This window comes from Erwinia mallotivora, assembly GCF_000590885.1.
Classification (GTDB): domain Bacteria; phylum Pseudomonadota; class Gammaproteobacteria; order Enterobacterales; family Enterobacteriaceae; genus Erwinia; species Erwinia mallotivora.
Genome location: NZ_JFHN01000058.1, coordinates 11,966 through 37,647 on the forward strand (window position 1 = coordinate 11,966; position 25,682 = coordinate 37,647).

Below are 25,682 nucleotides of genomic sequence, written 5' to 3' on the forward strand. Positions count from 1 at the left end.
GCCGAAGACAGCGGCTGAGGGCTGAAAAGTGACAAAAGCTGTTGCTGTTCGCGACGATGTTGTCCCTTATCTGCGTCAGCCCGTCAGCCCGTCAGCCCGTCAGCCCGTCAGCCGGGCTGACAGCGATGGCGACGTCTGTCTCTTATGCTGACCAGCGTGAACACCACGATAAAAACCAGTGAGAAAAGCACCACAATGGTTGGTGCTGGCGCGCTGTCGATAAAAAAAGACAGGTAAACGCCGCTGAAGGTCACCGTCACCGCCAGCAGCACGGCAACCAGCATCATGCTGACAAAACGTCGGGTCAGCAGCAGCGCAATAGCACCGGGAGCGATAAGCAGCGACAGGGTCAGAATTATTCCCACGGCTTTCAGCGCCGCGACAATGGTCAGCGAGGTCATACACAGTAGCCCGTAATGCAGCAGCGGGGCATTGAGGCCGCTGGCGCTGGCCTGGATGGGATCAAAAGCATGCAGCAGAAAATCGCGCCATTTCGCCACCAGAATCAGGCTAATCAGCAGGGCAATAAGCCCGGTCTGCATTAAATCGCTGAAGTTAATCCCCAGCATATCCCCGAACAGAATATGATCGAGATGAATCTCAGCCTTAACCGCCACCGACATGATTAACCCGATGGCAAACATGGCGGAGAAGACAATTCCCATCAGGGCATCCTGTTTTATTCTGGTGTGCTCCTTAAGAAAACCCGTTGCCAGCGCACAAAACAGCCCGGCGAAAAAGGCCCCCACGGCAAACGGTAAGCCCACAAGCCAGGCCAGCACCACGCCAGGAAACACCGCGTGGCTCATGGCATCACCCAGTAACGCCCAGCCTTTCAGCACCAGCAGGCAGGAGATGAGTGCCGAGGGAACGGCCAGCAACACCGCAATCAGCAGGGCGTTGTGCATAAAATCAAACTGAAAGGGTTGCAGCAAAAATGTGAGGCTCATGGCATCTGCCCCTCACGCTGTGATAGCGCGCGTCTGTGCCGGTTCAGCCAGCCATATTTGGGCGAAAACAAAAACGCCAGCAGAAAGATAATCGCCTGTGCCACCACGATAATCCCACCCGTCGCACCATCAAGAAAATAACTGATCCAGGCACCAAAAAAGCTGGTGACTGCACCGATGATCACCGCCAGCATCAGCATTCGGGGGAAGCGGTCGGTCAGTAAATATGCCGTTGCCCCTGGCGCTACTACCATGCAAATCACCAGAAAAGCCCCGACGGTTTGCAACGCGGCGACCGTGGTCACCGATAATAAAACAAAGAACAACGCTTTCAGACGCAGCGGATTCAGACCCACGCTACGGGCATGGTTCTCATCAAAGAAGGTCACCATCAAATCTTTCCATTTCAGCAGCAGAATGGTCAGGCAGACCACGCCACTCAGGGCCAGTTGCAGGATATCAGCGGGTGTCACCGCCAGGATGTTGCCTGACACGATGGTCTGGATATTCACCGAGGTTGGATTAAGCGACATCATAAACAGCCCGAAACCAAAGAAGGAGGAGAAGATAAGGCCGATGATCACGTCTTCGCGCAGTCGGGTGCGCTGATGGAGAAACAGCATGGCCGCCGCAGCCAGCCCGCCGGAAAAAAAAGCCCCCAGCGAGAAGGGCAATCCCAGCATCCAGGCCCCGGCGACGCCCGGTACGACAGCATGGGACAGCGCATCGCCAATCAGCGACCAGCCTTTCAGGATCAGAAAGCAGGAGAGAAAAGCGCATACGCCGCCCACCAGCGCAGATACCCACATGGCGTTGAGCATGTATTGATAGCTAAACGGTTCCAGTAATGTGCTTATCACCGGTGCTCCTTCTGCGGCAGTGTGCCATCTTCAGTTGCCGTAAGCGCCGACATCACTGGATGCAGAATGCCATCGAAAGTTTTGCTGAGATTCGCTGCGGTAAAGGTTTCGGCGGTCGGGCCACAGGCCAGCACCGTGCCTTTAATCAGTACGCTGTAGTCGCAAAAACGCTCCACGGCAGCAAGGTTATGTGTTGAAACCAGCAGGGTGCATCCCTCATCCCGCATCTGTTGCAGTAATGAGACAAGTTGCTGTTCACTGTTGATATCAATGCCGGTAAACGGCTCATCAAGCAGCACAATTTTTCCACCCTGAGCGATAGCACGGGCGAGAAAGATGCGTTTTTTTTGCCCACCCGATAGCTCGCCAATCTGCCGGTGACGAAAATCTCCCATTCCCACCCGATCCAGCGCGGCCGTTACCGCATCCCGGTCCGCTTTACGGGGTATGCGTAACCTGCCCATGTGGCCATAACGCCCCATCATCACCACATCTTCAGCCAGTACCGGAAAATGCCAGTCAACATCCTCCGACTGAGGAACATAAGCCACCAGATTCTGCTGCAATGCCTGGCGGGTCGCCATGCCAGCCAGGCTGACGTTGCCACTGGCCAGCGGAACAAAGCCCATCAGCGCTTTAAACAGCGTTGATTTTCCGGAGCCATTGATCCCCACCAGGGCGGCGAGCGTCCCCTGGGGAACGCAAAAACTGGCATCTCTGAGCGCGGTATGGCCATTGCGCCAGGTAACGGTCAGATTTGAGGCCTCAATGCCGGCCGGATGCAGCGCAGTGCTGTCAGAGGGAGAGTGACTCATCGTTTCAGCCCGTCAGTAATGCCTGTCACCACCGTTTTCGTGGTGACACGCAGCAGATCAAGATAGGTGGGAACCGGACCATCAGCGGTGCTGAGTGAATCCACATAGAGTACGCCGCCGTAGTGTGCGCCTGTCTCCCTGGCAACCTGGCGAGCAGGTTTGTCAGAGACGGTGCTTTCGCTGAAGATCGCCGGAATGGCGTTTTTGTTGACGGCATCAATCACCTGGCGAACCTGCTGCGGGGTGCCCTGCTGATCGGCATTAATTGGCCACAGGTAAAGCTCTTTCAGCCCGAGATCGCGTGCAAGGTAGGAAAAAGCACCTTCACTGCTCACCAGCCAGCGTTTGTCTGCCGGTATGCTGTCAATCTCTTCGCGCAGGGGGTGCAGGGTGGCGGCAATTTTTTGCTGATAAATTTCTGCATTCTTACGATAAATCGCGGCGTTTGACGGGTCGTACTTCACCAGCGCATCGCGAATGTTATTAACATAAATACGCGCATTGTCGGGTGACATCCAGGCGTGAGGATTGGGCTTGCCGTTGTAAGGCCCGGCTGTTATCCCCAGCGGTATAATCCCTGTAGAAACCTCGACTTCCGGCACGCCGGATAAGTGTTGATAAAACTTTCTGAACCACAGTTCCAGATTCAGGCCATTTGACAGGATTAGCTGTGCGCCCTGTGCACGGCGGATATCCCCCGGCGTCGGCTGATACTCATGAATTTCCGCTCCTGCTCGGGTAATCGACTCGACCACCGCCGCGTCACCGGCCACGTTCCTCGCCATATCAGCAATGATGGTAAAGGTGGTGACCACCTTAAATTTTTCCTGCGCCTGCGCGGTGGGAGCCGCAAGCAGCAGAACGACAATGAGTGCGCCAGAAAAGCCTGACGCCAGAACCCGCCATTTTTTCATTCACCTTCTCCTGAAATTACGTCACATAGACAATGCTATAAAATATAGCACTTGCTATAACTTGTTAGCAATAATTCTCATTTATGTGACAGAGATACCTTTGCTGATAGACGAGGAGAGGTGCAACCCGTTGGTGCAATGACGGGACGGGTTGCCTGAAAAGCGGTTTTTATGCGCTGGCGCGTTGCCCGAATGACAGGATCAGATGGGCGATAACGCCCCCCACCAGGCCCCAGAATGCGGCACCCACACCTAGCAGCGTCAGGCCTGAGGCGGTTATCAGAAAGGTAATCACGGCGGCTTCACGCTGTTTTTCCTCTGACAAAGCCCGTTGCAGACTGGATGCGATGGTGCCCAGCAGCGCCAGACCGGCAATGGTGTGGATTAAGGCCGCCGGAAGGGCACTGAACAATTGTCCAATCACCCCGCCAAATAATCCGGCCAGCAGATAGAAAAAACCGGCGCAGACGGCTCCCCAGTAACGGCGATGAGGGTCGGGATGGACGTCGGGCCCCATACAGATAGCGGCAGTAATGGCGGCGATGCAGACAGAAAATCCACCGAAGGGCGCGAGCAGCAGGGAGGCGAGGCCGGTCCAGCTCATCAGCGGGGAAACAGGGATCTGCCAGCCTGCGGCTTTTAATGTGGCGATGCCGGGCGCATTTTGTGAAGCCATGGTCACCACAAAAAACGGGATGCCGATGCCCAGCAGGGTGGACAGCGTAAAGTGGGGCGCGACAAATTGCGGCAGGACAAAAGAGAACGGCTGCTGCGCAACAGAAAACGTCCCCTGAGCGCAGGCAGCCGCCAGACCCGCCAGCAGGGTCAGCACAATAGCGTAGCGGGGAAGATAACGCCGTGCGACAAGGTAGCTCAGGCACATCGTCCCCGTCAGAGTGAAATCAATGCGGAATGAGCCAAAAGCATCAATGCCAAAACGCAGTAAGATACCGGCCAGCATGGCAGATGAGATTGCCAGCGGAATATGGTCCATCAGACGGGCAAACAGTCCCGTTACTCCACACAGGAAAATCAGACCAGAGGCAAACATAAAGACGCCGATGGCTTCTGGCAGCGGAGTGCCGGGCAGGCTGGTGACCAGCAGCGCGGCACCTGGCGTCGACCATGCGGTGAGGATAGGGGTGCGATACCAGAGCGACAGACCAATCGACGTTACGCCCATCGCCAGCCCCAGCATGGTCAGCCAACCGCCGGTCTGCATGGCAGAGGCACCGGCTGCGCTTGCCGCCTGGAATATAATCGCCGCTGAGCTGGTGTAGCCAACCAGCACGGCAACAAAGCCAGCCACTACGGCAGGAAATGTCAGATGAGAGAGGGAGAGAGGTGGACGCATAAAAATCTCCGTTTGTACGTTATAACGCACAAGCTAGCACTGTGCGTTATAACGTACAAGTGCTAAAATGACGCTCCTGACCAGGAGGTGGTATGAGCGATCCCTTTCTTCAACCCGGCGTGACCCTGAAGTCTTTGCGAGCGTCGCGAGGATGGAGTCTGACCCTGGCCGCCGGGAAAACCGGCGTGAGTAAAGCCATGCTGGGCCAGATTGAACGGGGTGAATCCAGCCCGACCGTGGCAACGCTGTGGAAAATTGCCACCGGTTTTAATGTTCCCTTTTCGCTATTTATCCTGCCAGCAGAGGCCCCATCCGCTGTCCCGGTGCTGCCTGATGGCCTGACACAGGATAACGACGTGATGAAAGTTACCCCGCTGTTCCCTTACGATCCGCTATTGCGCTTCGATATGCTGGCGGTTGAACTGGTTGCTGGCGGCATCAGTGAGTCTTCGGCTCATGACAGCGGCGTCATTGAGCATGTGGTGGTTAATGAGGGGGAATTGCAGCTGGAGGTTGATGGAATCTGGCATACCCTTAAAAAAGATGAGGGTTTGCGTTTTCAGGCAGATTGCACACACAGCTACTATAACCCTGGTGAACAGACGGTAAAATTTCACAGCCTTATCCATTACCCGCAGCGCCAGGTTGGGTGACCCGGTGCTTTCACTCACCGGTGACCTGACCTGACGCAATATTCAGCAGCCAGAATGACTGATAATGAGGTCTGCCATTCAGAGGGAAGAAAGATGAATAATTTACTCGACCGCTTTCTGGAATATGTTTCTTATGATACGCAATCAAAAAGTCATGTCCGCCAGATCCCCAGCACAGAAGGGCAACTGCGGCTGGCAAAAGTCCTGCAAAACGAGCTTGAAACGCTGGGTTTAAGTGATATTACGCTGAGCAAACACGGCATTGTGATGGCCACACTGCCTGCGAATGTGGACTGGTCGGTGCCGACGATTGGTTTCATCTCCCATATGGACACCTCGCCCGATTTCACGGCCAAAAATGTCAATCCGCAGATTGTGGAAAACTATCGGGGCGGCGATATTGCGCTGGGTATTGGTGATGAGATCCTCTCACCGGTCATGTTTCCGGTGCTGCACAGCCTGACTGGTCATACGCTGATTACCACCGACGGTAAAACCCTGTTAGGTGCCGACAATAAAGCGGGGATTGCCGAAATCGTTACCGCAATTTCCAGACTGAAAAGTGAAAATATTCCACACGGTAACATCCGTATTGCCTTTACGCCCGATGAGGAGACAGGGAGAGGCACCCGCTGTTTCGATGTGGCGGCGTTTGGCGCAGAGTGGGGCTACACGGTGGATGGCGGTGGCATCGGCGAATTCGAATATGAGAACTTCAATGCCGCCTCAGTCACGATCAGGATCACCGGCAATAATGTGCATCCGGGGACGGCCAAAGGGGTAATGGTTAATGCCCTCGATCTGGCGATGCGTTTTCACGCGGCGATGCCGGAAAATGAGGTGCCGGAACAGACCGCCGGGTATGAGGGATTTTATCATCTGCATGGTATCAAGGGCTGCGTCGACAAGGCCGAACTGCACTACATCATTCGCGATTTTGACAGCCAGCGCTTTGCCGAACGCAAAAAACTGATGAGAGAAGTTGCCACCCGCCTGGGGGAAAGGCTGCCGGCCTGCGCAGCAATCGACGTGGAAATTGAGGATCAGTATCTTAATATGCGCGAAAAAGTTGAGGCGCATCCCCACATTATTGAGCTTGCGCTTCAGGCGATGCGTGACTGCGATATCGAGCCGGAAGTCAAACCCATTCGTGGCGGCACCGATGGGGCGGCCCTCTCGTTTAAGGGCCTGCCATGTCCTAACCTGTTTACAGGTGGGTACAATTACCACGGCAGACATGAGTTTGCTTCACTGGATAATATGGAAAAGGCGGTGGCGGTGATTATGCGGATTGCGGCATTGACGGCCGCAAGGGCAAAGCCATAAACCTGTGTCTTTTCACGTCCTGACAGATATCGTACTTCAGCCTGTCATTTCAGCATGATGTCGCGCCCTCCGTGGCGCGGCAGAGTCTGCTTGTTGCAGGCAACATAGCAGAACGTCCGTCATCCTGGCTGTTACTCTTCTTCGCTGAAGTACCAGTAGCCGCTGTTCACCAGCGCGGACAGCTGAGCAAGGAATGCCGGATCGTCCAGCACCGCCCCCAGTTCTTCCGCACCCAGCGAATGCTGATTAGCCAGCAGCGTCAGGGCATCACGGTGTGGCGAGGCGATCTGTTCACCATTGATAAACACCGTATGTCCAATGGAGAGCACCCGCAGGCCACCCAGACGTTTCAGGCGATCCCCTTGTTGCAGGGCATCATAAATCTCATCAGGCTGGTAAGGCGGCTCCGGCGGGGCAATATCCAGTTCATGACGGGACTGGGAGATAAATTCGCCAAACCACTGACTGAAATCTTCCGGCTGGTTAACTAAATCGAGGATCATCTTCCGCATGCTCTCCAGCTCCTGCGGCAGGATCTCTGCGCTATGTTCACGCGCCGCCACATCCGGATCGCTGAAGCGATAGCTGCCCAGCTCGCGGGAAAGCACATAATCAGCAAAGCCACTGAGCAGTTCACGGCCGTTGGGAGCACGGAAGCCGACGGAATAACTGAGGGCATTTTCCAGTGAATAGCCTTCATGAGGGAATCCTGGCGGGATGTAGAGAATATCGCCAGGCTCGACTTCTTCATCGATAATCGCCTCGAAGGGTTCTACCTGAAGCAGATCAGGGTGAGGGCAGTGCTGTTTCATTGCCACCTTCTCACCGACACGCCAGCGGCGGCGGCCGGTGCCCTGGATGATAAACACGTCGTACTGATCGAGGTGGGGGCCGACCCCGCCACCGGGCACGGAGAAAGAGATCATCAGGTCGTCTGTGCGCCAGTCTGGCAGAAAGCGAAATGGACGCATCAGCGCGGCAGAGGGTTCGTGCCAGTGATCAACCGCCTGAACCAACAGTGACCAGTTGTTTTCGCCCAGATGGTCGAAGCTGGTGAACGGGCCGTGGCTGACCTGCCATTTGCCCTCTTGATGGCTAACCAGGCGACTGTCAACTTCGTTTTCCATCGCCAGACCGGCCAGCTCGTCCGGGGAAATGGGGTCAACAAAGTTTTTAAAACCGCGCTTGAGCAGCACCGGTCTTTTCTGCCAGTAACGTTGCACAAAATCGGGCCAGTTGAGGTCGAGATGATAATTCATTGAGCATTCCTGAGCTGCTGATTTTTATCGATTATAACAACGTTGAAAAAAACCGTACTCACCCTTTTTACCGGCGGGCTGGCAGTATGCCGATTTATTCGTCGCCGTGCTGCACTTCCTGACGCTTGAAAATCACTTCCATCCTTGCGCCACCCAGTTCGCTGGTGCTGGCGATAATGTCGCCTGTGTATTGCTCCAGAATGTCTCTGGCGACGGCCAGCCCCAGCCCCTGGCCAGGCCGCAGCGTGTCGGCACGCTGTCCGCGGATAAAGATCAGGTCGCGTTTGCTTTCCGGAATACCCGGTCCGTCATCATCCACAATCAGATGCAGTTCGTTGTCGGTCTGGCGGGCGGTGATTTCAACAAATTCCAGGCAGTATTTACAGGCGTTATCCAGCACGTTGCCCATCACTTCCATAAAGTCGTTTTGCTCGCCGATAAAGGTCAGTTCCGGCGAGATATCCAGCGTCAGCGAGACGCCTTTACGCTGATAGACTTTATTCAGCGCTGAGCACAGGCTGTCCAGCAGGCCCGGCACGGAATGTAATTCACGTTTGAGAACGTTGTGGTCAGCCTGCATGCTGGCACGATGCAGATAGTAGCCGATTTGCTGTGAAATGCGGCTGATCTGCTCCAGCATTATCGGTTCGGCCTGCTCAATCGACAGATTGCGTCCGCCGCGAAGTGAGCGCAGCGTGGTCTGCAATACGGCTAGCGGCGTTTTAAGGCTGTGTGTCAAATCGCTTAAGGTAGTGCGATAGCGGGTGTAGCGCTGCCGTTCATTGTCCAGCAGTAAGTTAAGGTTGCGCACCAGACTTTTGAGTTCCTGTGGCGGCTGGGGTTCGAGCGTCTCGCGGGTGCCGTTTTCCAACTCCCGCACCTGACTGGCAAGCTTTCCAATCGGGCGAAGGCTCCAGTGTGCCGCCAGCCACAGCAGCGGGATCACCAGCAGCAGGTTGACCAGTAACACATAGCTGAACCATGACCACACCACGTCAGAATGTTGTAATTCCTGAGGAATAGAATCAACCACCACAATCGTCAGCGCGGGAAGAGTGGGGGTGGCATCATAGCGGTTTACCGCCACCGAGTGGGTAAAGGTATCGTTATTGTCATCATCGTAGGCGGTCATTTTGTTCTGCGCCTCCGGGTCGTTCCCCAGCGCCTGACGACTGGTGCTGTTGTCGGTATTAATCTCATAAAAACCGGAGCGCTTCAGCCAGTCATGGTTGATCTTTCCGCGGATCTCTGGCACATCGCGTAACTGCCACAGCAGTTTGCCTTTTTCGTTGTAGATAAATACTAACGTCGGGAAGTTAAGGGAAATCGATCCTGGCTGAACGATGCTCAATTTGTCGTCCTGCCACTGTGCCAGGGTAAAAAACAGGTTGCTTTCGCCTCGCATCACCCGATAGGTATTTTTGTCGAAGCTCACCACGTAGCCGACCACGGCAACCATGCCATAGGAGAGCGAGAGAATAAGAACCACTACTGCCGTGGCGAGTAAAAAACGGGCCCGGAGAGAAAAGGGTGTTTTAAGGGTGAATGTTGGCATCTGATCAGATATCAAACCTGTAACCCTGACCACGTACGGTGGTGATCACCTCCTGCGGGTACAGCGCCTGGATTTTTTTACGTAAGCGTCCCATCAGCACGTCGATGGTATGGCTTTCACGCAGTTCGGCATCGGGATAGAGCTGAAGCATCAGCGAGTCTTTGCTGACCACTTTTCCGGCATTACGAATCAATGTTTCGATGATGGTGTATTCAAAGGCGGTCAGTTTGATTTGTTGCTCATCAATGGTCAGTTCACGACGGGAGAGATCGACCTGAAAAGGCGTCAGGGTGATAATCTGCGAAGCCAGACCGCTGTTGCGTCGCATCAGTGCCTGCATCCGTGCCACCACCTCTTCGATATGAAAGGGTTTGGTGACATAGTCATCTGCGCCAGCCTCCAGCGCTTCAACTTTTGCCTGCCAGCCTTCGCGCGCGGTCAGAACCAGAATCGGTTGTTTTACCTCCTGGGTTCGCCAGCGACGGATCAGCGACATACCGTCTTCATCGGGCAAACCCAAATCGACCAGCGTAATATCGGGCGTATGCTCATTAAGAAAATAATCTGCCTCTTTGGCATCTTCCGCTGCGTCAACCTGATGACCCATTTCACGCAGTTGCACGGAGAGATGATGACGTAGCAGAGGGTTATCTTCCACAATCAGTACACGCATAATATTATCCTTTATCTGTGATTCGGGGGGGCCACGGGCCTTATGATAATCTTAAGGAAAGTATAGGCGAAAGCGGATAAACAGCAGGTTAACACAGGCTGACTAACGCCAGCCCGTGCAGGCAGGTTACTTAAGTTCGTCAACCATTTGAACCGCACGACCAAGATAGTTGGCCGGGGTCATTAACTTCAGACGCGACTTCTCTTCTTCCGGTAGATCCAGTCCATCAATAAAGGCTTTCATCCCTGCGGCATCCACACGCTTGCCCCGCGTCAGCTCTTTCAGCTTCTCGTAAGGTTTCTCAATGCCGTAACGACGCATAACCGTCTGGATCGGTTCTGCCAGCACTTCCCAGTTATGGTCCAGCTCGTCCAGCAGGCGATCGCGGTTAACTTCCAGCTTGGCAATTCCTTTCAACGTTGCCTGATAGGCAATGACTGCATAGCCCACGCCCACGCCAAGATTACGCAGCACGGTAGAGTCAGTCAGGTCACGCTGCCAGCGTGAAACCGGAAGTTTGCTGGCCAGATGCTGCATAACGGCATTTGCCAGGCCAAGATTACCTTCGGAGTTTTCAAAATCAATCGGGTTAACTTTGTGAGGCATGGTGGAGGAGCCGATTTCGCCGGCGACGGTTTTCTGCTTGAAGTGGTTCAGCGCAATGTAACCCCACACATCGCGATCGAAGTCGATCAGAATGGTGTTGAAACGTGCCATGCAGTCAAACAGCTCGGCAATATAATCATGTGGCTCAATCTGCGTGGTGTAAGGATTCCAGGTGATGCCCAGCGAGGTGACAAAGCTTTCGCTCAGCTGGTGCCAGTCCACTTCCGGATAGGCAGCAATGTGGGCATTGTAGTTACCTACCGCACCATTAATTTTGCCCAGCACCTCAATCTTTTCTAACTGACGCAGCTGACGTTCAAAGCGATAAGCCACGTTAGCCATCTCTTTGCCGAGCGTTGACGGGGTGGCAGGCTGACCGTGGGTCCGCGACAATAACGGAATATCCCGATACTGCACCGCCAGATCTTTCACCGCCGCGATGATTTTGTTCCAGTAAGGCACAATCACCTCACGGCGGGCCGTCTCCAGCATCAGAGCATGAGACAGATTGTTAATATCTTCAGAGGTGCAGGCGAAGTGAATAAATTCAGAGACGGCATGCAGTGCAGCCACAGGTGCCACTTTCTCTTTCAGAAAATACTCAACGGCTTTGACGTCATGGTTAGTGGTGCGCTCAATCGTTTTAATACGCGCGGCGTCATCTTCATTGAAATTGCTGACAATCGCATCAAGGAAAGCGTTTGCGTCGGCATCAAATGCAGGAACTTCCCTGATCTCTGCACAGGCAGCCAGTTTTTGTAGCCAGCGAACTTCCACTTCAACGCGAAACTTCAGCAGGCCGTATTCGCTGAAAATAGCGCGCAGAGGGCTGACTTTGTCGCCGTAACGGCCATCAACGGGAGAGACGGCGGTCAGAGAGGATAATTCCATTGGTGCAACTCCTGGAAAGGTTAGTATGAGGATGACCCGGTAATGCGGGATAAAATTTGCTTCGCCTCGCTGGCAAGACGATTGCGGGAAAACATCAGTTGCAGGCGGCCGCCGCCAACCTGCTGCCACAACACGGCGGCGCGAATACCGGCAAGCAGTGTGGCGCGAACTTTACTTTGAATCTGCATATTTTGCAGCACCGCCGGAGAGCCGGTCACCTGGATGCGTGGGCCGAGTGGGCTTATCACATCAACATAAATGGTTGCCATTGCGCTGAGCAATGTATCAGAGTCGGCGTCGAAGTGAGCCAGTTGCCTGTCCAGTTGCCGGATACGGTTTGCCAGCTCGTCGAGAGCACTGCGTCTGGCGCTCAGCTTCCGTTCCAGCACCATCAGACTCAGCGTGTAGCGGGTCAGTTCGGCACCTGCACCGTGGCGATTATTGTTGAGCACCGCCAGCAGCGTCTCCAGTCCGAAGCGCAAATGTGCTTCATCGTTACCAAATACCGCCAGAGTAGAGGTGGGGTTCAGGTCCACCACGCTGTTCAGTGATATCTTCAGGGCATCCGCAGGGCAGTGGCCCTGATGGGCCAGTTGCTGCACCAGATGCGCCGACTGACAGATACCTGCCAGTGCCAGCGTGATGTCATAAAAATTCTTCGCCACGGTAACTCCTGTATACGCCTGTGTGCAGAGATAAATGCGCGATGAACTGCCGGTACAGGATCAGAGCAGCGGCAGCCGCTGTTCAATAATACCGCCCCCCAGGCAGACCTCACCCAGATAGAAAACGGCGGACTGGCCCGGAGTGACCGCAGCGACCGGCTCATCAAAACGAACGTCCAGACGATCTTCGCCCAGTGGGACGAGGGTGCAGGGAATATCGCTCTGACGATAGCGGGTTTTCACCGAGCAACGCAGTTCAGCGGTCAGAGGAGCACGATCCACCCAGTGCAGTTGTTGTGCAATCAAGCCGGATGACATCAGGCGCGGATGGTCATGCCCCTGCGCCACTACCAGCCGGTTGTTTGCCACGTCTTTGTCCACCACATACCAGGGATCTTCACTTCCCTCACGGGTACCACCGATACCGAGGCCCTTACGTTGGCCCAGCGTGTGATACATCAGCCCCTGATGTTCACCAACAACATCGCCGTCGACGCTGACGATGATGCCAGGCTGGGCGGGCAGATAGCGCCCGAGGAAATCGCGAAATTTACGCTCACCAATAAAACAGATACCGGTGGAGTCTTTTTTCTTTGCGGTGACCAGTTCCAGCTGCTCCGCAAGACGACGAACTTCTGGTTTTGCCAGTTCGCCCACCGGAAACAGGCTGCGGGCAATCTGCTGATGACCGAGAGTGTAAAGGAAATAGCTTTGATCTTTATTGTCATCCAGGCCGCGTAACAGACGACTTTTGCCGTCGATATCCTGACGACGAACATAGTGGCCGGTAGCAATAAAGTCGGCGTTCAGATCCTCGGCGGCAAATTCCAGAAAGGCTTTGAATTTGATCTCTTTATTGCACAGGATATCGGGATTAGGGGTGCGGCCCGCTTTGTATTCTGCCAGGAAATGTTCAAACACGTTATCCCAGTATTCTGCCGCAAAATTGACCGTGTGCAGCTCGATTCCCAGCTTGTCGCAGACGGCCTGCGCATCGGCCAGATCTTCCGCCGCCGTACAGTATTCCTCACCGTCATCCTCTTCCCAGTTTTTCATAAACAGGCCTTCCACCTGATAGCCCTGCTGTTGCAGTAACCAGGCGGAAACGGAAGAGTCGACGCCGCCGGACATGCCGACGATCACTTTTTTCTGACTTGATGACATGAGAAACACCTGACTTTGAATGGCTGGCCGCCCTTTAAAATTGCGGCGTAGTCTACCATGCGTCTGGCGCGGGCGCATCCTCGCTAAAAGGCCACTGAAAAGCGCTCAGCACCTCCAGAGGATAGCGCTGACCCTGCTGGTAAATCCGCAGGCTTTCCGCCACCAGCGGCGAACGGAGTTTTCTGGCACTGAAGATCTCATCCGCTGGCAGCCACCAGCAGCGGTCAATATCACGGTCCTGCGGCCAGGTTGGCAGCATTTTTGGTAAATCCAGCGCGAACAGAAAACGCAGAAACGGCGTGTTATCCGGCGCGATCCATTGATGAAGACGTAAAAAAGCCTGAGGTACGGCTTCAAGACCCGTTTCTTCATAAAGCTCACGTGCAGCGGCCTGCAACAGGGTTTCGTTGGCTTCCAGATGACCGGCAGGCTGGTTCCAGGTGGCGCGGCCACGAACCATCTCCTCCACCACCAGAAAATGCCCCTCAGCCTGTACCACGGTTGCTACGGTGACGTGCGGTTTAAACATGTCTCTGACTCCTTGTTGCCAGTAATGGCTTAACGGGGAAATTCGGCGGTAATATCTCGCCACTCTCCCGGCGATAAATCCTGCAACATGACGTTGCCTACCGCAAAGCGGATAAGGCGCAGGGTAGGAAAACCGATATGAGCGGTCATCCGCCTGACCTGACGATTGCGGCCTTCACAGAGCGTGATTTTCAGCCAGCTGACCGGAATCGCTTTGCGCTCGCGTATAGGAGGATTGCGCGGCCACAGCCAGTGTGGCTGGTCTACCCGTTCGACATCAGCAGGAAGGGTAGGGCCATCTTTAAGAATAACGCCCTGACGCAATGGCTGGATGTCTTCTTCTGAGGGCTCGCCTTCCACCTGAACGTAATAGATTTTACCCGTCTTTTTGCCGGGCTGAGTCAGGGTAGCCTGCAAGGCCCCGTCATTAGTCAGCACCATCAACCCTTCGCTGTCACGGTCAAGGCGTCCGGCAGCATAAACGCCCGGCAGCGGAATAAAATTCTTTAGCGTGCGTCGTCCGGCTTCATCGCTGAACTGGGGCAGCACGTCAAAAGGTTTGTTAAAAGCAATAACCCGACGTGGCCCGCTTTTCGCAGCCTGAGGGGAAGCTGATGAGCTGAATCGTTTAACGCGGTGATTCTTAAGGGAAGATTTAAGCATGTTATTTGCACTTGTTAACAATAAGCGCATTATAACGCAAACCGGTGATGATTGGCGCGGGCTGAATATTGCAGTAGTATTGTCCCGCATCTTACAAATCATTAACAAATAAAGCGCTCGAAGGAGAGGTTAATGGAAAGCAAAGTAGTTGTTCCGGCGGAAGGTCAGAAAATCACCCTGGAAAAGGGCAAGCTCAACGTACCCAACAACCCGATCATTCCATTTATTGAAGGTGACGGGATTGGTGTGGACGTTTCTCCAGTGATGATTAAAGTCGTCGATGCCGCTGTGAAGAAAGCTTATAACGGTGAGCGTAAAATTTCCTGGATGGAAATTTACACCGGTGAGAAATCGGTAGAGCTTTACGGCCAGGACGTCTGGCTGCCACAAGAAACCCTCGATCTGATTAAAGAATATCGCGTGGCCATTAAAGGCCCGCTGACCACGCCGGTTGGTGGCGGTATTCGTTCGCTGAACGTGGCGCTGCGTCAGCAGCTTGATCTCTATATTTGTCTGCGCCCGGTTCGTTACTACACTGGCACACCAAGCCCGGTAAAACGTCCGGAAGAGACCGACATGGTTATCTTCCGTGAAAACTCTGAAGATATTTATGCGGGTATTGAATGGAAAGCTGGTTCTGCTGAGGCAGACAAGGTAATCAAATTCCTGCGTGATGAAATGGGTGTGAAGAAAATTCGCTTCCCTGAGCAGTGTGGTATTGGCGTCAAGCCTTGCTCTGAGGCGGGTACTAAGCGTCTGGTCCGCGCGGCGATTGAATACGCGATTACCAACGATCGTGACTCCGTCACCCTGGTCCACAAAGGCAACATTATGAAGTTCACCGAAGGCGCTTTCAAAGACTGGGGTTACCAGCTGGCGAAAGAAGAGTTTGGTGGTGAGCTGATTGATGGCGGCCCCTGGATGAAGATTAAGAATCCAAACAACGGCAAAGAGATTGTCATCAAAGATGTTATCGCTGATGCATTCCTGCAACAGATCCTGCTGCGTCCTGCCGAGTATGATGTGATTGCCTGTATGAACCTGAACGGTGACTACATTTCTGATGCGCTGGCAGCACAGGTTGGCGGTATCGGTATTGCGCCTGGCGCAAATATTGGTGACGAGTGTGCGCTGTTCGAAGCAACGCACGGTACAGCACCAAAATATGCAGGCCAGGACAAGGTGAATCCGGGTTCGGTCATTCTTTCTGCTGAGATGATGCTGCGTCACATGGAGTGGTTCGAAGCCGCTGACCTGATTGTTAAAGGCATGGAAGGCGCGATTGCCGCGAAGACCGTGACTTATGACTTCGAACGTCTGATGGACGGTGCTAAGCTGCTGAAATCTTCAGAGTTTGGCGAAGCGATGATCAAGCATATGTAAGCGGATTTGAGTTATACAAAGCCAACATAATTGTTCAGATTGTGTTGGCTTTATTTTTGTGGTTTTCCAGGGGGTAAATAAATCAGCCGTAGTTCAGCGCCACCAGGTGAGTTATCAGGACAGCATTCCTGCTGCCATTTCACCCGTTTATAAAGGGTGCGATGAAATATTTGTACGGATATTAAGTATAAAGATGATCAATTTTCTGCATCAACAGATAATATATTGCAGGAAATAAGGGCCCGGGTATTGCGCATCGGGTTTTGACTGTCTGTATCACGTTCTAACTTCACCCGGCAGAACTGATTTTTATTTTACAATCAGAGTTTTTTATTGAAAGACAGAGTGTTACGTTACAGATTCATTCTCCAGGTAGTTAAAAAATTCTTCTTAATTTTTTAAACGTTCCTCTGGTTAAAGGATGTTTAGTAAATTTATAGGCTGCCTTAAGTACGATAAGTGGCAGTACCGGCAGAAGTTTACATATAATGGAAAGTTTGATTTTGTATGTTACAGGGGAATATTTGTTTTTCCACACAATTTCTTTGTATTCATTGAATATCGCGTTAACTTCTTTTCTGTCTTCACGATTACTTTTTGATATCTTGATAATGTCATGCATAAATGATGGACCGAACCGTGGGATCATTAAGTCGCGAAAATAAAACCTGCCCCGCACGTAATCATCTTCAAAAGTTGAACACAGCTTCTTAAAATACCTGAATCTGCTTCTGCTCATTTTTATTGAATATGAGGTGCTGTTATAGTTTATGCACCAGACGTAAACCGGGGTATCAACAAAATAATTGCTGTAGCCTGACCTGAAAAAGCGCATGAACAGGTCGTCATCTTCATAACCGGTAAACTGCTCATCAAATCCACCAATGTCCATAAAGGCTTTTTTACTGACTAATGTAGCCGAAGGCAGAACAAACATGTCATTGCCAATCAGATTGAAGATATCAGACTTAGGGTGGCTGGAGTGACGTTTTACCATGGAGGTAAAGAGTATGTTCCCATCGCCATCAGCTTCCATGCAATCGCCATAGGCATAACCGAAGCGGGAGTCATCAGTGGGCATGGCATTAACTAAAATTTCAATATGCTTATCAATATAGAAATCATCCTGATCAAGGAAACAGATAAAATCTGAAGTTGAAGAGCGGACACCTGAATTTCTGGCTGAACCCTGGCCACCATTTTCTTTGTCTATAATAGTGAAGTTATACGTTTGCTGAAGGGCATAAAGGGCATCTCTTTCTTCCTCTTTAGAACCATCGTTAACTACAATTATTTCCTTTGCCGGAAAAGATTGGTTCACAGCACTCACAATTGCCCTTTCGATCCACCGGGAGCCATTATAGTAAGCAATGACAACGGCTACCGTAACTTCTTTATTGTTCATTTTTAAGCTGACCTTACTCTTATTGATACAGGGGATTCCATGTCTGTCAATTTATAAATCGTTATTGATAATATAAAACATTTCATATTTTTTGTTTTCAATGAATGCTAAACAGATTTAGTATAATTAATAAATATCCTAAAGGCTATATTGATTTATTTTTGGCCTTTAAAGAAAATAAAACCACTGATTATTAATAAAGTATAAAAATGGCTTTTTCTTTTTATCAAATAAGTCTCAGCTGTAAATATTTTTTATCTGAATATTGGTATGAATGAATAGATGTTATGGTGAGATGTCAGATAGAGCCCAGTAAGTGAAAAACGAGTAAAGATGCAATTGCGATTTTAACAAGCGCGCCCTGGGGAGTGACAGTGGGAGGAGGAATCTGCCAGCAGGGAATGAGAATAAAGTCGTCTTAACCTGCTCTGGAGATACCTCACTTCTGAGGCATCAAAAACAATGAAAAACGTAGCAGAACCTTTGCCCGGACGTCTCTGATTGAGACAGCGGCTTTAAGTATGACTATATGGGTAAACAGCACCATACATTACCACTGATAATAATCTTCTTGCCCTGTACCGGACAGCCGAGATTTCAGTGAGCAATCCGGGCCTGTACGACCCGGTTATCCACATGCATAATTCTTAATCATGTTGGCATTTCCATCAGTCGCGGGCATTAAGCGGATTCATGTTATATGCCGGGAAGTTGCAGGCTTGCAGGGCGGGTATCAGCCTGATCAAAGCCCCCGATGTTGCAGAATGAACAATGCAACGCGGTAGATAAAATTCTCTATTTCGATTAACAGTGGGACTGAAGTCACCGCCATGACAAAGATGCCAGCCAGAAATATAAAAATTAATGAGTAGACTATCTTTCGACGCATTAACGTCCCTCTTAAGTTAGCATATCAGGACCGGGCTTTAATGGTGTCACAAGTTTAAACATCGACCGTGACAGCAAAAAAATTAAATTGCTGCCGGTCACGATATTAAAATTTCCCGCAAAGTTGCATTCTGCCATCAGGTGTCTGGCTGTAAAATGTCACTTTTCCATTAGCCGTGGCGGCGAAACTGTTGGGACTGGCTGAGCATTACTCTGCCAGCGACGTGTAGCATGGTCAGCTCATCCCCGGAGATAGACCACTCCTTGTAACGGGGATTATCTGAGATGACCAGCAGTTCCGATTTCACTTTTTGCAGTCTTTTTACAAACATATCGCCGTTGAAATCGAAAACATAAATACCATCGCCGTCGAAAAACGACACGCTGACGTCAACAAAAATCAAATCTCCTGGCTCGATAGTGCCTTCCATGCTGTCGCCGCGAACGTTAATTAATTTAACGCTGCCTTCAGGTTTATTGCCAAAGATAAGGCTGGCTTCTTTACGCACGTATTCAATGGAGCGGATGACCTGAACCATTTCACGGGCTTGAGAACCCTGGCCTGCGCTGGCTGAAACATCAAGAAAGTCAACTCGATACACATCATCTCTCCCCATTCCGGTTGATGAATCAGTACTGTATAAATAGCCAGTACTGTTAAGCTCTCCTGATGAGAATAGCTCAGAAATGGGGACGGCGAGAGCGTCAGCAATTTTTTGCAACAGGTTATCGCTGTAACCCTGTCGGCCACGTTCAAGTCGGGAAAGGTTACCGACATCACTCTCTACCAGTAATGCAAGATCATGCAAGGTCAGGTGCTTCGCTTTACGAAGCTCCCTGATACGTTCTCCAGGTTTCATCGGATTAATTCACCTTTTTTATGCGCAATACGCAAAGTAACTTGCAGGAATGCAATTCGGTTACTAATATGCGTAATACGCATTAAATGTTACTCCTGTTCCTGTCCCCTGGTGTTGTGCTGGTGTTCAGGCCTCTCAGCACAATGGGACAGCTGTCTGAGTATACGCATTTTTTGCTGTTACGTGCTGTTGATTCTCATCACATGACCGCCCTGGGCTGCCATGTTCCTGGCATCAGGTAGCTTCTGCTGATGCTTTAACCGTGGGTGAGTGGAGAAATAGCTATGAGTCAGATCGTTGCATTATTGAAATATGAAGAAGGTTATCGCGATGTCCCTTTTATCGACACTCAGGGATATCCCACCGTGGGATGCGGCATCAAAATCGGCCCGAAAGGTGCGCCGCTGACCAGTTACATTTTCAGGGTCCCCATCGTAGTGGGGGAGCTGTGGATGCAGAATCTGGTCATGAGCAAAATTTATGACATGAAGCAGCAACCGCAGCTGGCTCAGGCGTTAAGCCAGTGTAATCAGCCCCGCACCGACATTCTCTACAGCATGGCATACCAGCTTGGGGTGACAGGTCTTTGCGCATTTCGTCAAATGCTGGCAGCGGTGACGAAGGGGGACTTTTCATCGGCGGCAGACAATATGCTTAACAGCCTGTGGGCAAAGCAGACGCCAGCCAGAGCAGCACGCCATGCTGCGGTAATGCGTGACGGAAACTGGGACAGCTACCGGGGGTTATTATGAAATTTGCCCTCTATCTCTGCTCGATCCTGCTGGCGATTGTGCTACTGATGCTGATCAGCCGCCACAGTCGAATTGAATTTGTGCATCACGCAAATTAACTGTTCAGAACCTGGTCCGTCTGGCTGGCTTCGCTGGGATCGGCGCTCAGTGCCTGGGTGCAGTCATTTCCCGATGCAGCGATGCGGGCATGGCAGCAACTGCCCCCGGAAGTGAAGTCGATAATTCCGCAAAATTACCTCGGCATGATTGGCGCATTTATGGTCGCAATGGCCGTGATAGCACAGTTTGTCCGACAAAACTCGCTGGCGGAACAGCGACAAAAGCTCGATCAAAATACCTGAACAGATCCTTTGCCCGATCGTCGGCCGCGCTGAAAAAACGGGTCTTTCCCGTGTGGAAAACCTGATGAAAACGGGGGGCCGGGATCCTGTCAACATGTTTTACCTTCACCACGTCACGCTGACGCGTTGTGATAACCGCCCGTCCGGGCAACTGCTTCACCTGCTATTCATCCGGAGGTTGTTATGATTGAAGTAAATTGCTTTGCCGATCTGAGAACCACAGCACCAGCTAAAGCGGGGGATATCGCCGCCCTCAAACGTTATTACGATAAAGATTCCAGCTTTCATGGCGGAGGCGATTTCGTTGGTTTTACCGGCACCACCACCTTAAGTGATGATGGAGGTACGCTGGCGAAGGGCAGTAGCTTTTACTGGAAGCGAATCGTCAATGATACAGAGGAGGTTAATCTTTATCACTTTGGCGCCAGAGGCGATGGTGTCACCGATGATGCTGATGCCTTTAAACGGATGCTGAGCTGGTCACAGAGCTATGACAGTAACGTTAAAAATATCGGCGTGCGTTTTCCGGCAGGAAAATTCCTCATTTCACCGATAGACCTCAGCGCCAGTGAAATTCCCTGTTTTGCGATTTATGGCGATGACTGTCCTTATGGTGTGTCGCCCCGTACCACCATTATTTCTGATAAGTCAGCGAATACGGTGTTTAAAGTCAACGCCCGGCGCAGCATGATCCGGGGGATTGCCTGGAACGGGCAGGCCACGGCAGATACCACCAGTAATACAGGCGCAATTACCGCCGGTATGTTGTCCAACGTTCAGCCTTTTTTTGAAAACATCACCACGGAAGGCGAGTTTGTCAGAATATGTTGTTTTCGGGCGCAATATAACGGCGGTACGGTAATTAAATTACTGGACACGCTGGATACGCATTTCGACCAGATCTACACCCAGAACACCTATGCGCGGGTGATTGATGTTAGCTGGTCCAACTCGCCAAATGGTGTCTGGGACCACTGCACGGCAATAGAGTTGTCAAATGCCAACTTCCAGTACGGTTATGGTGATGCCACGCTGATGATGCCGCGCCTCACCCAGGGCGTTATCCGTAATGTCTGGATAGAGCACACCCGCTTTCCTGGCGACCTGAGTAATGGGCAGTGGGTGGTTGACGCACTCAGCGTCGAGGATTGTGATAATGCCCTGTGTATGAATGACAGCCGCGCATTGATCCGTCAGCTCAATCTTCAGTCCGGATCTTCAGTGACGAATGACTCCACTACCGGGTGCTGGCTCTCAGCTTATGAACGAGGCTGGCGGCGTGATGAGAATTTCGGCACGGTGATGACGGGATCGTTGAAAGCAGGCTGGTACAGCGGTTTCAAAATGAGTAACACCTCCGCAGTCGATAAATGGTATCGCCTGGGTAAATTTACCTTTCCCAAAGCCAACCAGCAGTGGACGGTGGAGATGATCAGCAAGTTGTCGACGGCTGCGCCATCCGGCATCGCCGCCAACCCGTTACAGGCGGTATCTTCCGGCGTAACCTGGCTTAACCTGCAACGGTGCGCCAGCAGTGTCGCCGCAGATATGTTTCACCGTGGCCTGACAGCGATTCTTGATGTGAAATACAAACCGAGTTATTCGGATATCGTTGAGGTGTGGGTCAAACTGAAAGCCGGAAGCGGGGACACGATGTTTAACCTGAGGTCAACCGGACCAACTCGCTTTGAGTCGGGAAACTGCTCTTTGTTTACCCCGGATCTGACCGAAGTGACGGATGAAACCACCGTGGGAACGGTGAGTCCGAACGCCCGGTTAAGTTTTCATAATGGTCTTGCCGGGATGGGAGCCAATGAAAAGGGTGTGGTGACGCTGGCAACCTCAGAGGCTACGCCGCCTGCGGGTAGCGCTCCTTCGGGGTATATCACTCTTAACGTTAACGGTTCCGATCGCAAATTCCCTTATTACAATTGATTAATATTGTGCATCTTATACCGCCCCTCGAGGGCGGTTTTTTCTGGCGTGATGCGAATAAAATTCCAACGATTACTGACGGAAATAGTCACGCAGATTTATTCTGTTACAGGAAAATCAGTGATTTTTTAACGAATTAAGTACAGCTGCACAGGGTAAAAAGGTAAGGTAACGCCTTGTCTTATAGTATTAATCTGTACTGCGCGAAAATCTGGCTGATTATGTTGTATAAGTGGCGGTTATTGAGTCAAACAGGATTAAAACATCAAACTTTAATGACCAGTGGCGATCGGGGTTGAGATGCCGGTCGGTTGGTCCGTAGAATAGGTCCATAACACAAATCAGGAGAATTCCGTGTCAGAAGTCGTGCCAGCACATCAACAGCCCGGTCGTCTGGAAGAAGCAAAAAATATTGCTTTAGGGTGGCGCATCATCGGTCAGATAACCCCACATAGCCTGGAAGAGGCGATTCAACTGTTGCGAGACAGTTCTGCCCACGCAACCACAGTTTATGAACTGCTGTCAGCTGAGATCAGCGAAAAGTCACACCGACAGGGTTAAGGACTGAAACGCGTTGGCTTTCTTTTGCACAGCATCTGTTAATCGTTGGGCATAACCTTTAGCGCAAAACCGGCGCAGTGTTTTCAGGAAGCGAGCGGTTCAGACAGCGTTGCAATTATTAAGCTGACCAGCAGAAGGCTTGAGTGAAGATTGCGCAAAACCATCGGGCAACAACAATATACCCATATAGTTTGTGATGATTTCCGTGGAAAAAAATGCCCGCACAGATATATCACGGGCCAACACCAGGGAAAATAGTTCGATAAGCCTGGCATGTTGGTGCTGAAATGCAATGTACAGGGTGCATTTTCTGAAAAAGCAGCTGTAAAAAGAAAAATACAGTTCAGAACGGTTCTGCCACCAGCCACTGGTCAGCTTCTTCAAACATCTCTTCAATCAGACGTAGCATTACCGACTTGTCACTTTTACTGGCATCGGTTTTAACACTGTTTGCCTGCATCGGTTTTACTTTCACCTCGGCATCCGGAAACACCCGCCTGATGCGTTTCTCCAGTTCATTGTGGATCATCTGCTCTGCGCCCGGTAAACCGGCAACGTTGCGTTTATCGTAAATCAGCTCAACAAACATATCTTAGTCCTGTAGAAAATACTGGATGAAAATACAGTTATTTATAATGATCTTCAATCATTTTTTGTTGAGCTACACTGCATAGTGAACTGATAACTAAGAGAAGCTTTATGAAACGCAAATTGATTATTTTATTGGTAACAGCATCAGGCGCTTTACTGGCGGGTTGTTCCGATAACCATATGATGCATATGAAAGACGGCAGCAGTGTTGTCGTTCAGGGGAAACCACATAAGGATAAAGCGGCCGGCATGGTGATTTATACCGATGAAAATGGCAAACAGCAGGCGGTCAGTCAGGGCGACATTAAAGAGATGACTGACCTGGAAAACTGACATTCCAGGTGAAGTCTGATTGTATCAACCGGGTGACAGGGGGCAGGATCTGTCCGAAATGGATTATTAATCTTATCAAAGAGAAAGCCTGGAGAGACCTGTCCATGTTGCCCACCGTCGTTGCCGGAGCCCTGCTGGCCGGTATTGCTTTTTCCGCCTGCGGATCATCAGCCACACCCCCTGTCATTAATACTGAGTATCAGATTACCTGTCCCGGCCGTCCCGGCATGACCATTACCAACGCCCAGTTTGGTCTCACCACTATGATGTGGGCCGGAGACAATTTTCAGATTGCAGAGGGTAATCAACAATCGCAAACCAGTGACGGGATGAAAGTGGCGATCACACTGTTTCGTAATGGCGATCAGATGATGGTGAATGAGTCGAATCAACAAACCTGGTTTTCATACAGCGGCGGTCAGAAACTGGTGCGGTGTAACCGCAGTGCCGGACATGAAAACAGTACGGTCACGCTGCCACATACCGATGCCTCGGGCAGGGTGACCTCGTAAGGCAACCATCGTCATAGCGCACCGGTTGTCGGGCAAACGGCGTCGAAATCTTATTGCAGCGTTGGATGCCCGGTCAACGTCAGGGTGCTGATGCCCTCTCTGACCTGCAAATGTCCCTGTGCGCCAAGTGGTAGGGTGACGGTGCGCCAGTGATGGCCAAATTCCAGGTCGGTAATCACCGGCAGACCGGTTATCTGCTGGATCAATGACCAGACACTGGCAAAATCGTAACCGTCGTCATAATCAGTCAGCGTGCTGCCGGTAAAACTTCCGGTGATAATGGCCTGCTGCCGTGCCAGGATCCCGCTTTGAGCCAGCTGTAACAGCATTCGTTCAACGCGAAACGGATGTTCATTGACGTCTTCAATTACCAGAATTCCGCCATTAATTTCGGGCAGCCAGGGCGTACCTGACAGCGAAGACAGCATTGCCAGATTTCCGCCCCAGACCGTCCCGGTACAATTGAGCGTCTGCTGTGATGTCGTGGGCCAGGACAGGACTAACTCTGGCATGCTCATCGCCCGCCAGAAGTGCTCCATAGTGAAATCAGACAAACTTTCCGCACCAAAATTACCGGCCAACATTGGCCCACTGAAGGTAATGGCCTGGTGTTGGAGCAAGGCCATTTGCAGTACGGTGAAGTCGCTGTGACCGCAAATCGCCATCGGGTGTTTTGCCAGACGGGCGGCGAGGGCGGCCGCGTTGAAATTCGGTAGCAGACGGGTTGCGCCATAGCCTCCGCGTACAGCCAGCACAATATCCGGCTGACAGTCAGGATCAATCAACTGATGCATATCCGCCAGCCGTTGGCGATCGCTGCCGGCAAAGCGTTGTTCCCGGCGGCCTGTCACCCCGGTGTTGACCACGTGATGGCCCTGAGCCCTGAGCCTTTGCACGGCAAGAGAGGCAGCCTGCTGATTCTGGCAATAACCAGAAGGTGCAATCAGATGAAAAGTGCGGGGAATGACGGACATAATGGATGTTTTTACCTTTTTTTTCCGCGCGGGATGACGGTTTTTTAACAATTTTGATGACGTAGTGGCAAAAAGCGAGCGCTTTTTTTATCATTTGCCTGATTTTTATCCAGTGGCGATAGATTGTCTTATCATTCTGGCAAACCGAACAGGGTGATAATGACGAAAAGTCGAAATGAAGTCATCTGCATCACCCTTAAAATTAAGAGTGGAGGTAATTTTCTTCAGTCAAACAGTCGTTAAGATGAAGTGCGAGGCAAAATCTCAGAGG

General features: G+C 51.6%; 26 protein-coding genes and 1 pseudogene. 9 read left to right on the forward strand and 18 right to left on the reverse strand.

The window, feature by feature from the left end:
- Positions 1 to 107: 107 nt before the first annotated feature.
- From BG55_RS15480 to BG55_RS15500, 5 genes are all read right to left on the reverse strand, one after another.
- Positions 108 to 950, reverse strand: coding sequence for a metal ABC transporter permease (locus BG55_RS15480; protein WP_034939359.1), 843 nt, complete (start codon positions 948 to 950; stop codon positions 108 to 110).
- A complete protein-coding gene (locus tag BG55_RS15485) occupies positions 947 to 1,807 on the reverse strand; it encodes a metal ABC transporter permease (RefSeq protein ID WP_034939427.1) in 861 nt (286 codons plus the stop codon). The genes BG55_RS15480 and BG55_RS15485 overlap by 4 nt, the downstream gene beginning before the upstream one ends.
- On the reverse strand, positions 1,807 to 2,625 hold the full coding sequence (locus BG55_RS15490) for a manganese/iron ABC transporter ATP-binding protein (protein ID WP_052018894.1): 819 nt from the start codon (positions 2,623 to 2,625) through the stop codon (positions 1,807 to 1,809). The genes BG55_RS15485 and BG55_RS15490 overlap by 1 nt, the downstream gene beginning before the upstream one ends.
- A complete protein-coding gene (locus BG55_RS15495) occupies positions 2,622 to 3,539 on the reverse strand; it encodes a metal ABC transporter substrate-binding protein (RefSeq protein WP_034939361.1) in 918 nt (305 codons plus the stop codon). The genes BG55_RS15490 and BG55_RS15495 overlap by 4 nt, the downstream gene beginning before the upstream one ends.
- Before the next feature lie 169 nt (positions 3,540 to 3,708).
- Positions 3,709 to 4,893 carry a benzoate/H(+) symporter BenE family transporter gene (locus tag BG55_RS15500; RefSeq protein WP_034939363.1) on the reverse strand — a complete coding sequence of 395 codons (1,185 nt, stop codon included), beginning with the start codon at positions 4,891 to 4,893 and terminating at the stop codon, positions 3,709 to 3,711.
- 92 nt (positions 4,894 to 4,985) lie between these two features.
- Here BG55_RS15500 and BG55_RS15505 point away from each other — a divergent pair, with 92 nt between their 5' ends.
- Both BG55_RS15505 and pepT read left to right on the forward strand, forming a co-directional pair.
- Complete coding sequence (locus BG55_RS15505; RefSeq protein ID WP_034939365.1) at positions 4,986 to 5,546, forward strand: helix-turn-helix domain-containing protein; 561 nt, start codon at positions 4,986 to 4,988, stop codon at positions 5,544 to 5,546.
- Positions 5,547 to 5,639: 93 nt separating this feature from the next.
- A complete protein-coding gene (pepT, locus tag BG55_RS15510) occupies positions 5,640 to 6,872 on the forward strand; it encodes a peptidase T (protein WP_034939368.1) in 1,233 nt (410 codons plus the stop codon).
- A gap of 131 nt (positions 6,873 to 7,003) precedes the next feature.
- Here pepT and BG55_RS15515 read toward each other — a convergent pair whose 3' ends face one another.
- The 8 genes from BG55_RS15515 to rluE all read right to left on the reverse strand — a co-directional run bounded on the left by BG55_RS15515 (position 7,004) and on the right by rluE (position 14,906).
- Complete coding sequence (locus BG55_RS15515) at positions 7,004 to 8,131, reverse strand: ribosomal protein uL16 3-hydroxylase (protein WP_034939371.1); 1,128 nt, start codon at positions 8,129 to 8,131, stop codon at positions 7,004 to 7,006.
- 94 nt (positions 8,132 to 8,225) lie between these two features.
- Positions 8,226 to 9,686 carry a two-component system sensor histidine kinase PhoQ gene (phoQ, locus tag BG55_RS15520; RefSeq protein ID WP_034939431.1) on the reverse strand — a complete coding sequence of 487 codons (1,461 nt, stop codon included), beginning with the start codon at positions 9,684 to 9,686 and terminating at the stop codon, positions 8,226 to 8,228.
- Positions 9,687 to 9,690: 4 nt separating this feature from the next.
- Entirely contained in the window at positions 9,691 to 10,359 is a 669-nt protein-coding gene (gene phoP / locus BG55_RS15525; RefSeq protein WP_034939373.1) for a two-component system response regulator PhoP, read from the reverse strand.
- A gap of 126 nt (positions 10,360 to 10,485) precedes the next feature.
- Positions 10,486 to 11,856 (reverse strand): adenylosuccinate lyase, encoded by a 1,371-nt coding sequence (purB, locus tag BG55_RS15530; protein ID WP_034939376.1) that lies wholly within the window; start codon positions 11,854 to 11,856, stop codon positions 10,486 to 10,488.
- Positions 11,857 to 11,876: 20 nt separating this feature from the next.
- Positions 11,877 to 12,521 (reverse strand): high frequency lysogenization protein HflD, encoded by a 645-nt coding sequence (gene hflD / locus BG55_RS15535; protein ID WP_034939379.1) that lies wholly within the window; start codon positions 12,519 to 12,521, stop codon positions 11,877 to 11,879.
- Between the two features lie 60 nt (positions 12,522 to 12,581).
- Positions 12,582 to 13,685, reverse strand: coding sequence for a tRNA 2-thiouridine(34) synthase MnmA (gene mnmA, locus BG55_RS15540; protein ID WP_034939380.1), 1,104 nt, complete (start codon positions 13,683 to 13,685; stop codon positions 12,582 to 12,584).
- A 52-nt stretch (positions 13,686 to 13,737) separates the two neighbouring features.
- On the reverse strand, positions 13,738 to 14,214 hold the full coding sequence (locus BG55_RS15545) for an NUDIX domain-containing protein (RefSeq protein WP_034939382.1): 477 nt from the start codon (positions 14,212 to 14,214) through the stop codon (positions 13,738 to 13,740).
- A 29-nt stretch (positions 14,215 to 14,243) separates the two neighbouring features.
- Positions 14,244 to 14,906 carry a 23S rRNA pseudouridine(2457) synthase RluE gene (gene rluE, locus BG55_RS15550; RefSeq protein WP_071995034.1) on the reverse strand — a complete coding sequence of 221 codons (663 nt, stop codon included), beginning with the start codon at positions 14,904 to 14,906 and terminating at the stop codon, positions 14,244 to 14,246.
- 102 nt (positions 14,907 to 15,008) lie between these two features.
- Between rluE and icd the strand changes: the two genes are divergently transcribed.
- The gene (gene icd / locus BG55_RS15555; RefSeq protein WP_034939385.1) at positions 15,009 to 16,259 is read left to right on the forward strand and encodes an NADP-dependent isocitrate dehydrogenase; all 1,251 of its coding nucleotides are present in this window, start codon (positions 15,009 to 15,011) and stop codon (positions 16,257 to 16,259) included.
- A 376-nt stretch (positions 16,260 to 16,635) separates the two neighbouring features.
- Here the strand turns inward: icd and BG55_RS15560 are convergent, their stop codons facing one another.
- Together BG55_RS15560 and BG55_RS15565 are read right to left on the reverse strand one after the other, a co-directional pair.
- Positions 16,636 to 17,664 carry a glycosyltransferase family 2 protein gene (locus BG55_RS15560; protein ID WP_052018896.1) on the reverse strand — a complete coding sequence of 343 codons (1,029 nt, stop codon included), beginning with the start codon at positions 17,662 to 17,664 and terminating at the stop codon, positions 16,636 to 16,638.
- A 1,058-nt stretch (positions 17,665 to 18,722) separates the two neighbouring features.
- Entirely contained in the window at positions 18,723 to 19,412 is a 690-nt protein-coding gene (locus BG55_RS15565) for an XRE family transcriptional regulator (protein ID WP_034939386.1), read from the reverse strand.
- 284 nt (positions 19,413 to 19,696) lie between these two features.
- On the opposite strand from BG55_RS15565, the gene BG55_RS15570 reads away from it, so the two are divergent.
- The 4 genes and pseudogenes from BG55_RS15570 to BG55_RS15585 all read left to right on the forward strand — a co-directional run bounded on the left by BG55_RS15570 (position 19,697) and on the right by BG55_RS15585 (position 23,001).
- Positions 19,697 to 20,164: a glycoside hydrolase family protein gene (locus BG55_RS15570; RefSeq protein ID WP_034939388.1), complete on the forward strand. Its 468-nt coding sequence runs from the start codon at positions 19,697 to 19,699 to the stop codon at positions 20,162 to 20,164.
- Positions 20,161 to 20,505: pseudogene (locus tag BG55_RS15575) on the forward strand (DUF7940 domain-containing protein). The gene BG55_RS15570 and the pseudogene BG55_RS15575 overlap by 4 nt, the downstream one beginning before the upstream one ends.
- 183 nt (positions 20,506 to 20,688) lie before the next feature.
- Complete coding sequence (locus tag BG55_RS15580) at positions 20,689 to 22,440, forward strand: putative phage tail protein (protein WP_034939389.1); 1,752 nt, start codon at positions 20,689 to 20,691, stop codon at positions 22,438 to 22,440.
- Positions 22,441 to 22,794: 354 nt separating this feature from the next.
- Entirely contained in the window at positions 22,795 to 23,001 is a 207-nt protein-coding gene (locus tag BG55_RS15585; RefSeq protein ID WP_052018897.1) for a hypothetical protein, read from the forward strand.
- Positions 23,002 to 23,100: 99 nt separating this feature from the next.
- On the opposite strand, the gene BG55_RS22885 is transcribed toward BG55_RS15585, so the two are convergent.
- On the reverse strand, positions 23,101 to 23,385 hold the full coding sequence (locus tag BG55_RS22885) for a hypothetical protein (protein WP_160170864.1): 285 nt from the start codon (positions 23,383 to 23,385) through the stop codon (positions 23,101 to 23,103).
- The gene (locus BG55_RS15590) at positions 23,345 to 23,590 is read right to left on the reverse strand and encodes a DinI-like family protein (RefSeq protein ID WP_034939391.1); all 246 of its coding nucleotides are present in this window, start codon (positions 23,588 to 23,590) and stop codon (positions 23,345 to 23,347) included. The genes BG55_RS22885 and BG55_RS15590 overlap by 41 nt, the downstream gene beginning before the upstream one ends.
- Positions 23,591 to 23,700: 110 nt before the next feature.
- Here BG55_RS15590 and BG55_RS15595 point away from each other — a divergent pair, with 110 nt between their 5' ends.
- Both BG55_RS15595 and BG55_RS15600 read left to right on the forward strand, forming a co-directional pair.
- Positions 23,701 to 23,925, forward strand: a complete 225-nt coding sequence (locus BG55_RS15595) for a YgdI/YgdR family lipoprotein (RefSeq protein ID WP_034939392.1) — start codon at positions 23,701 to 23,703, stop codon at positions 23,923 to 23,925.
- Positions 23,926 to 24,029: 104 nt separating this feature from the next.
- Complete coding sequence (locus BG55_RS15600) at positions 24,030 to 24,437, forward strand: hypothetical protein (protein WP_052018898.1); 408 nt, start codon at positions 24,030 to 24,032, stop codon at positions 24,435 to 24,437.
- Between the two features lie 50 nt (positions 24,438 to 24,487).
- Here the strand turns inward: BG55_RS15600 and ldcA are convergent, their stop codons facing one another.
- Positions 24,488 to 25,411, reverse strand: coding sequence for a muramoyltetrapeptide carboxypeptidase (gene ldcA, locus BG55_RS15605; RefSeq protein ID WP_034939393.1), 924 nt, complete (start codon positions 25,409 to 25,411; stop codon positions 24,488 to 24,490).
- Positions 25,412 to 25,682: the final 271 nt, after the last annotated feature.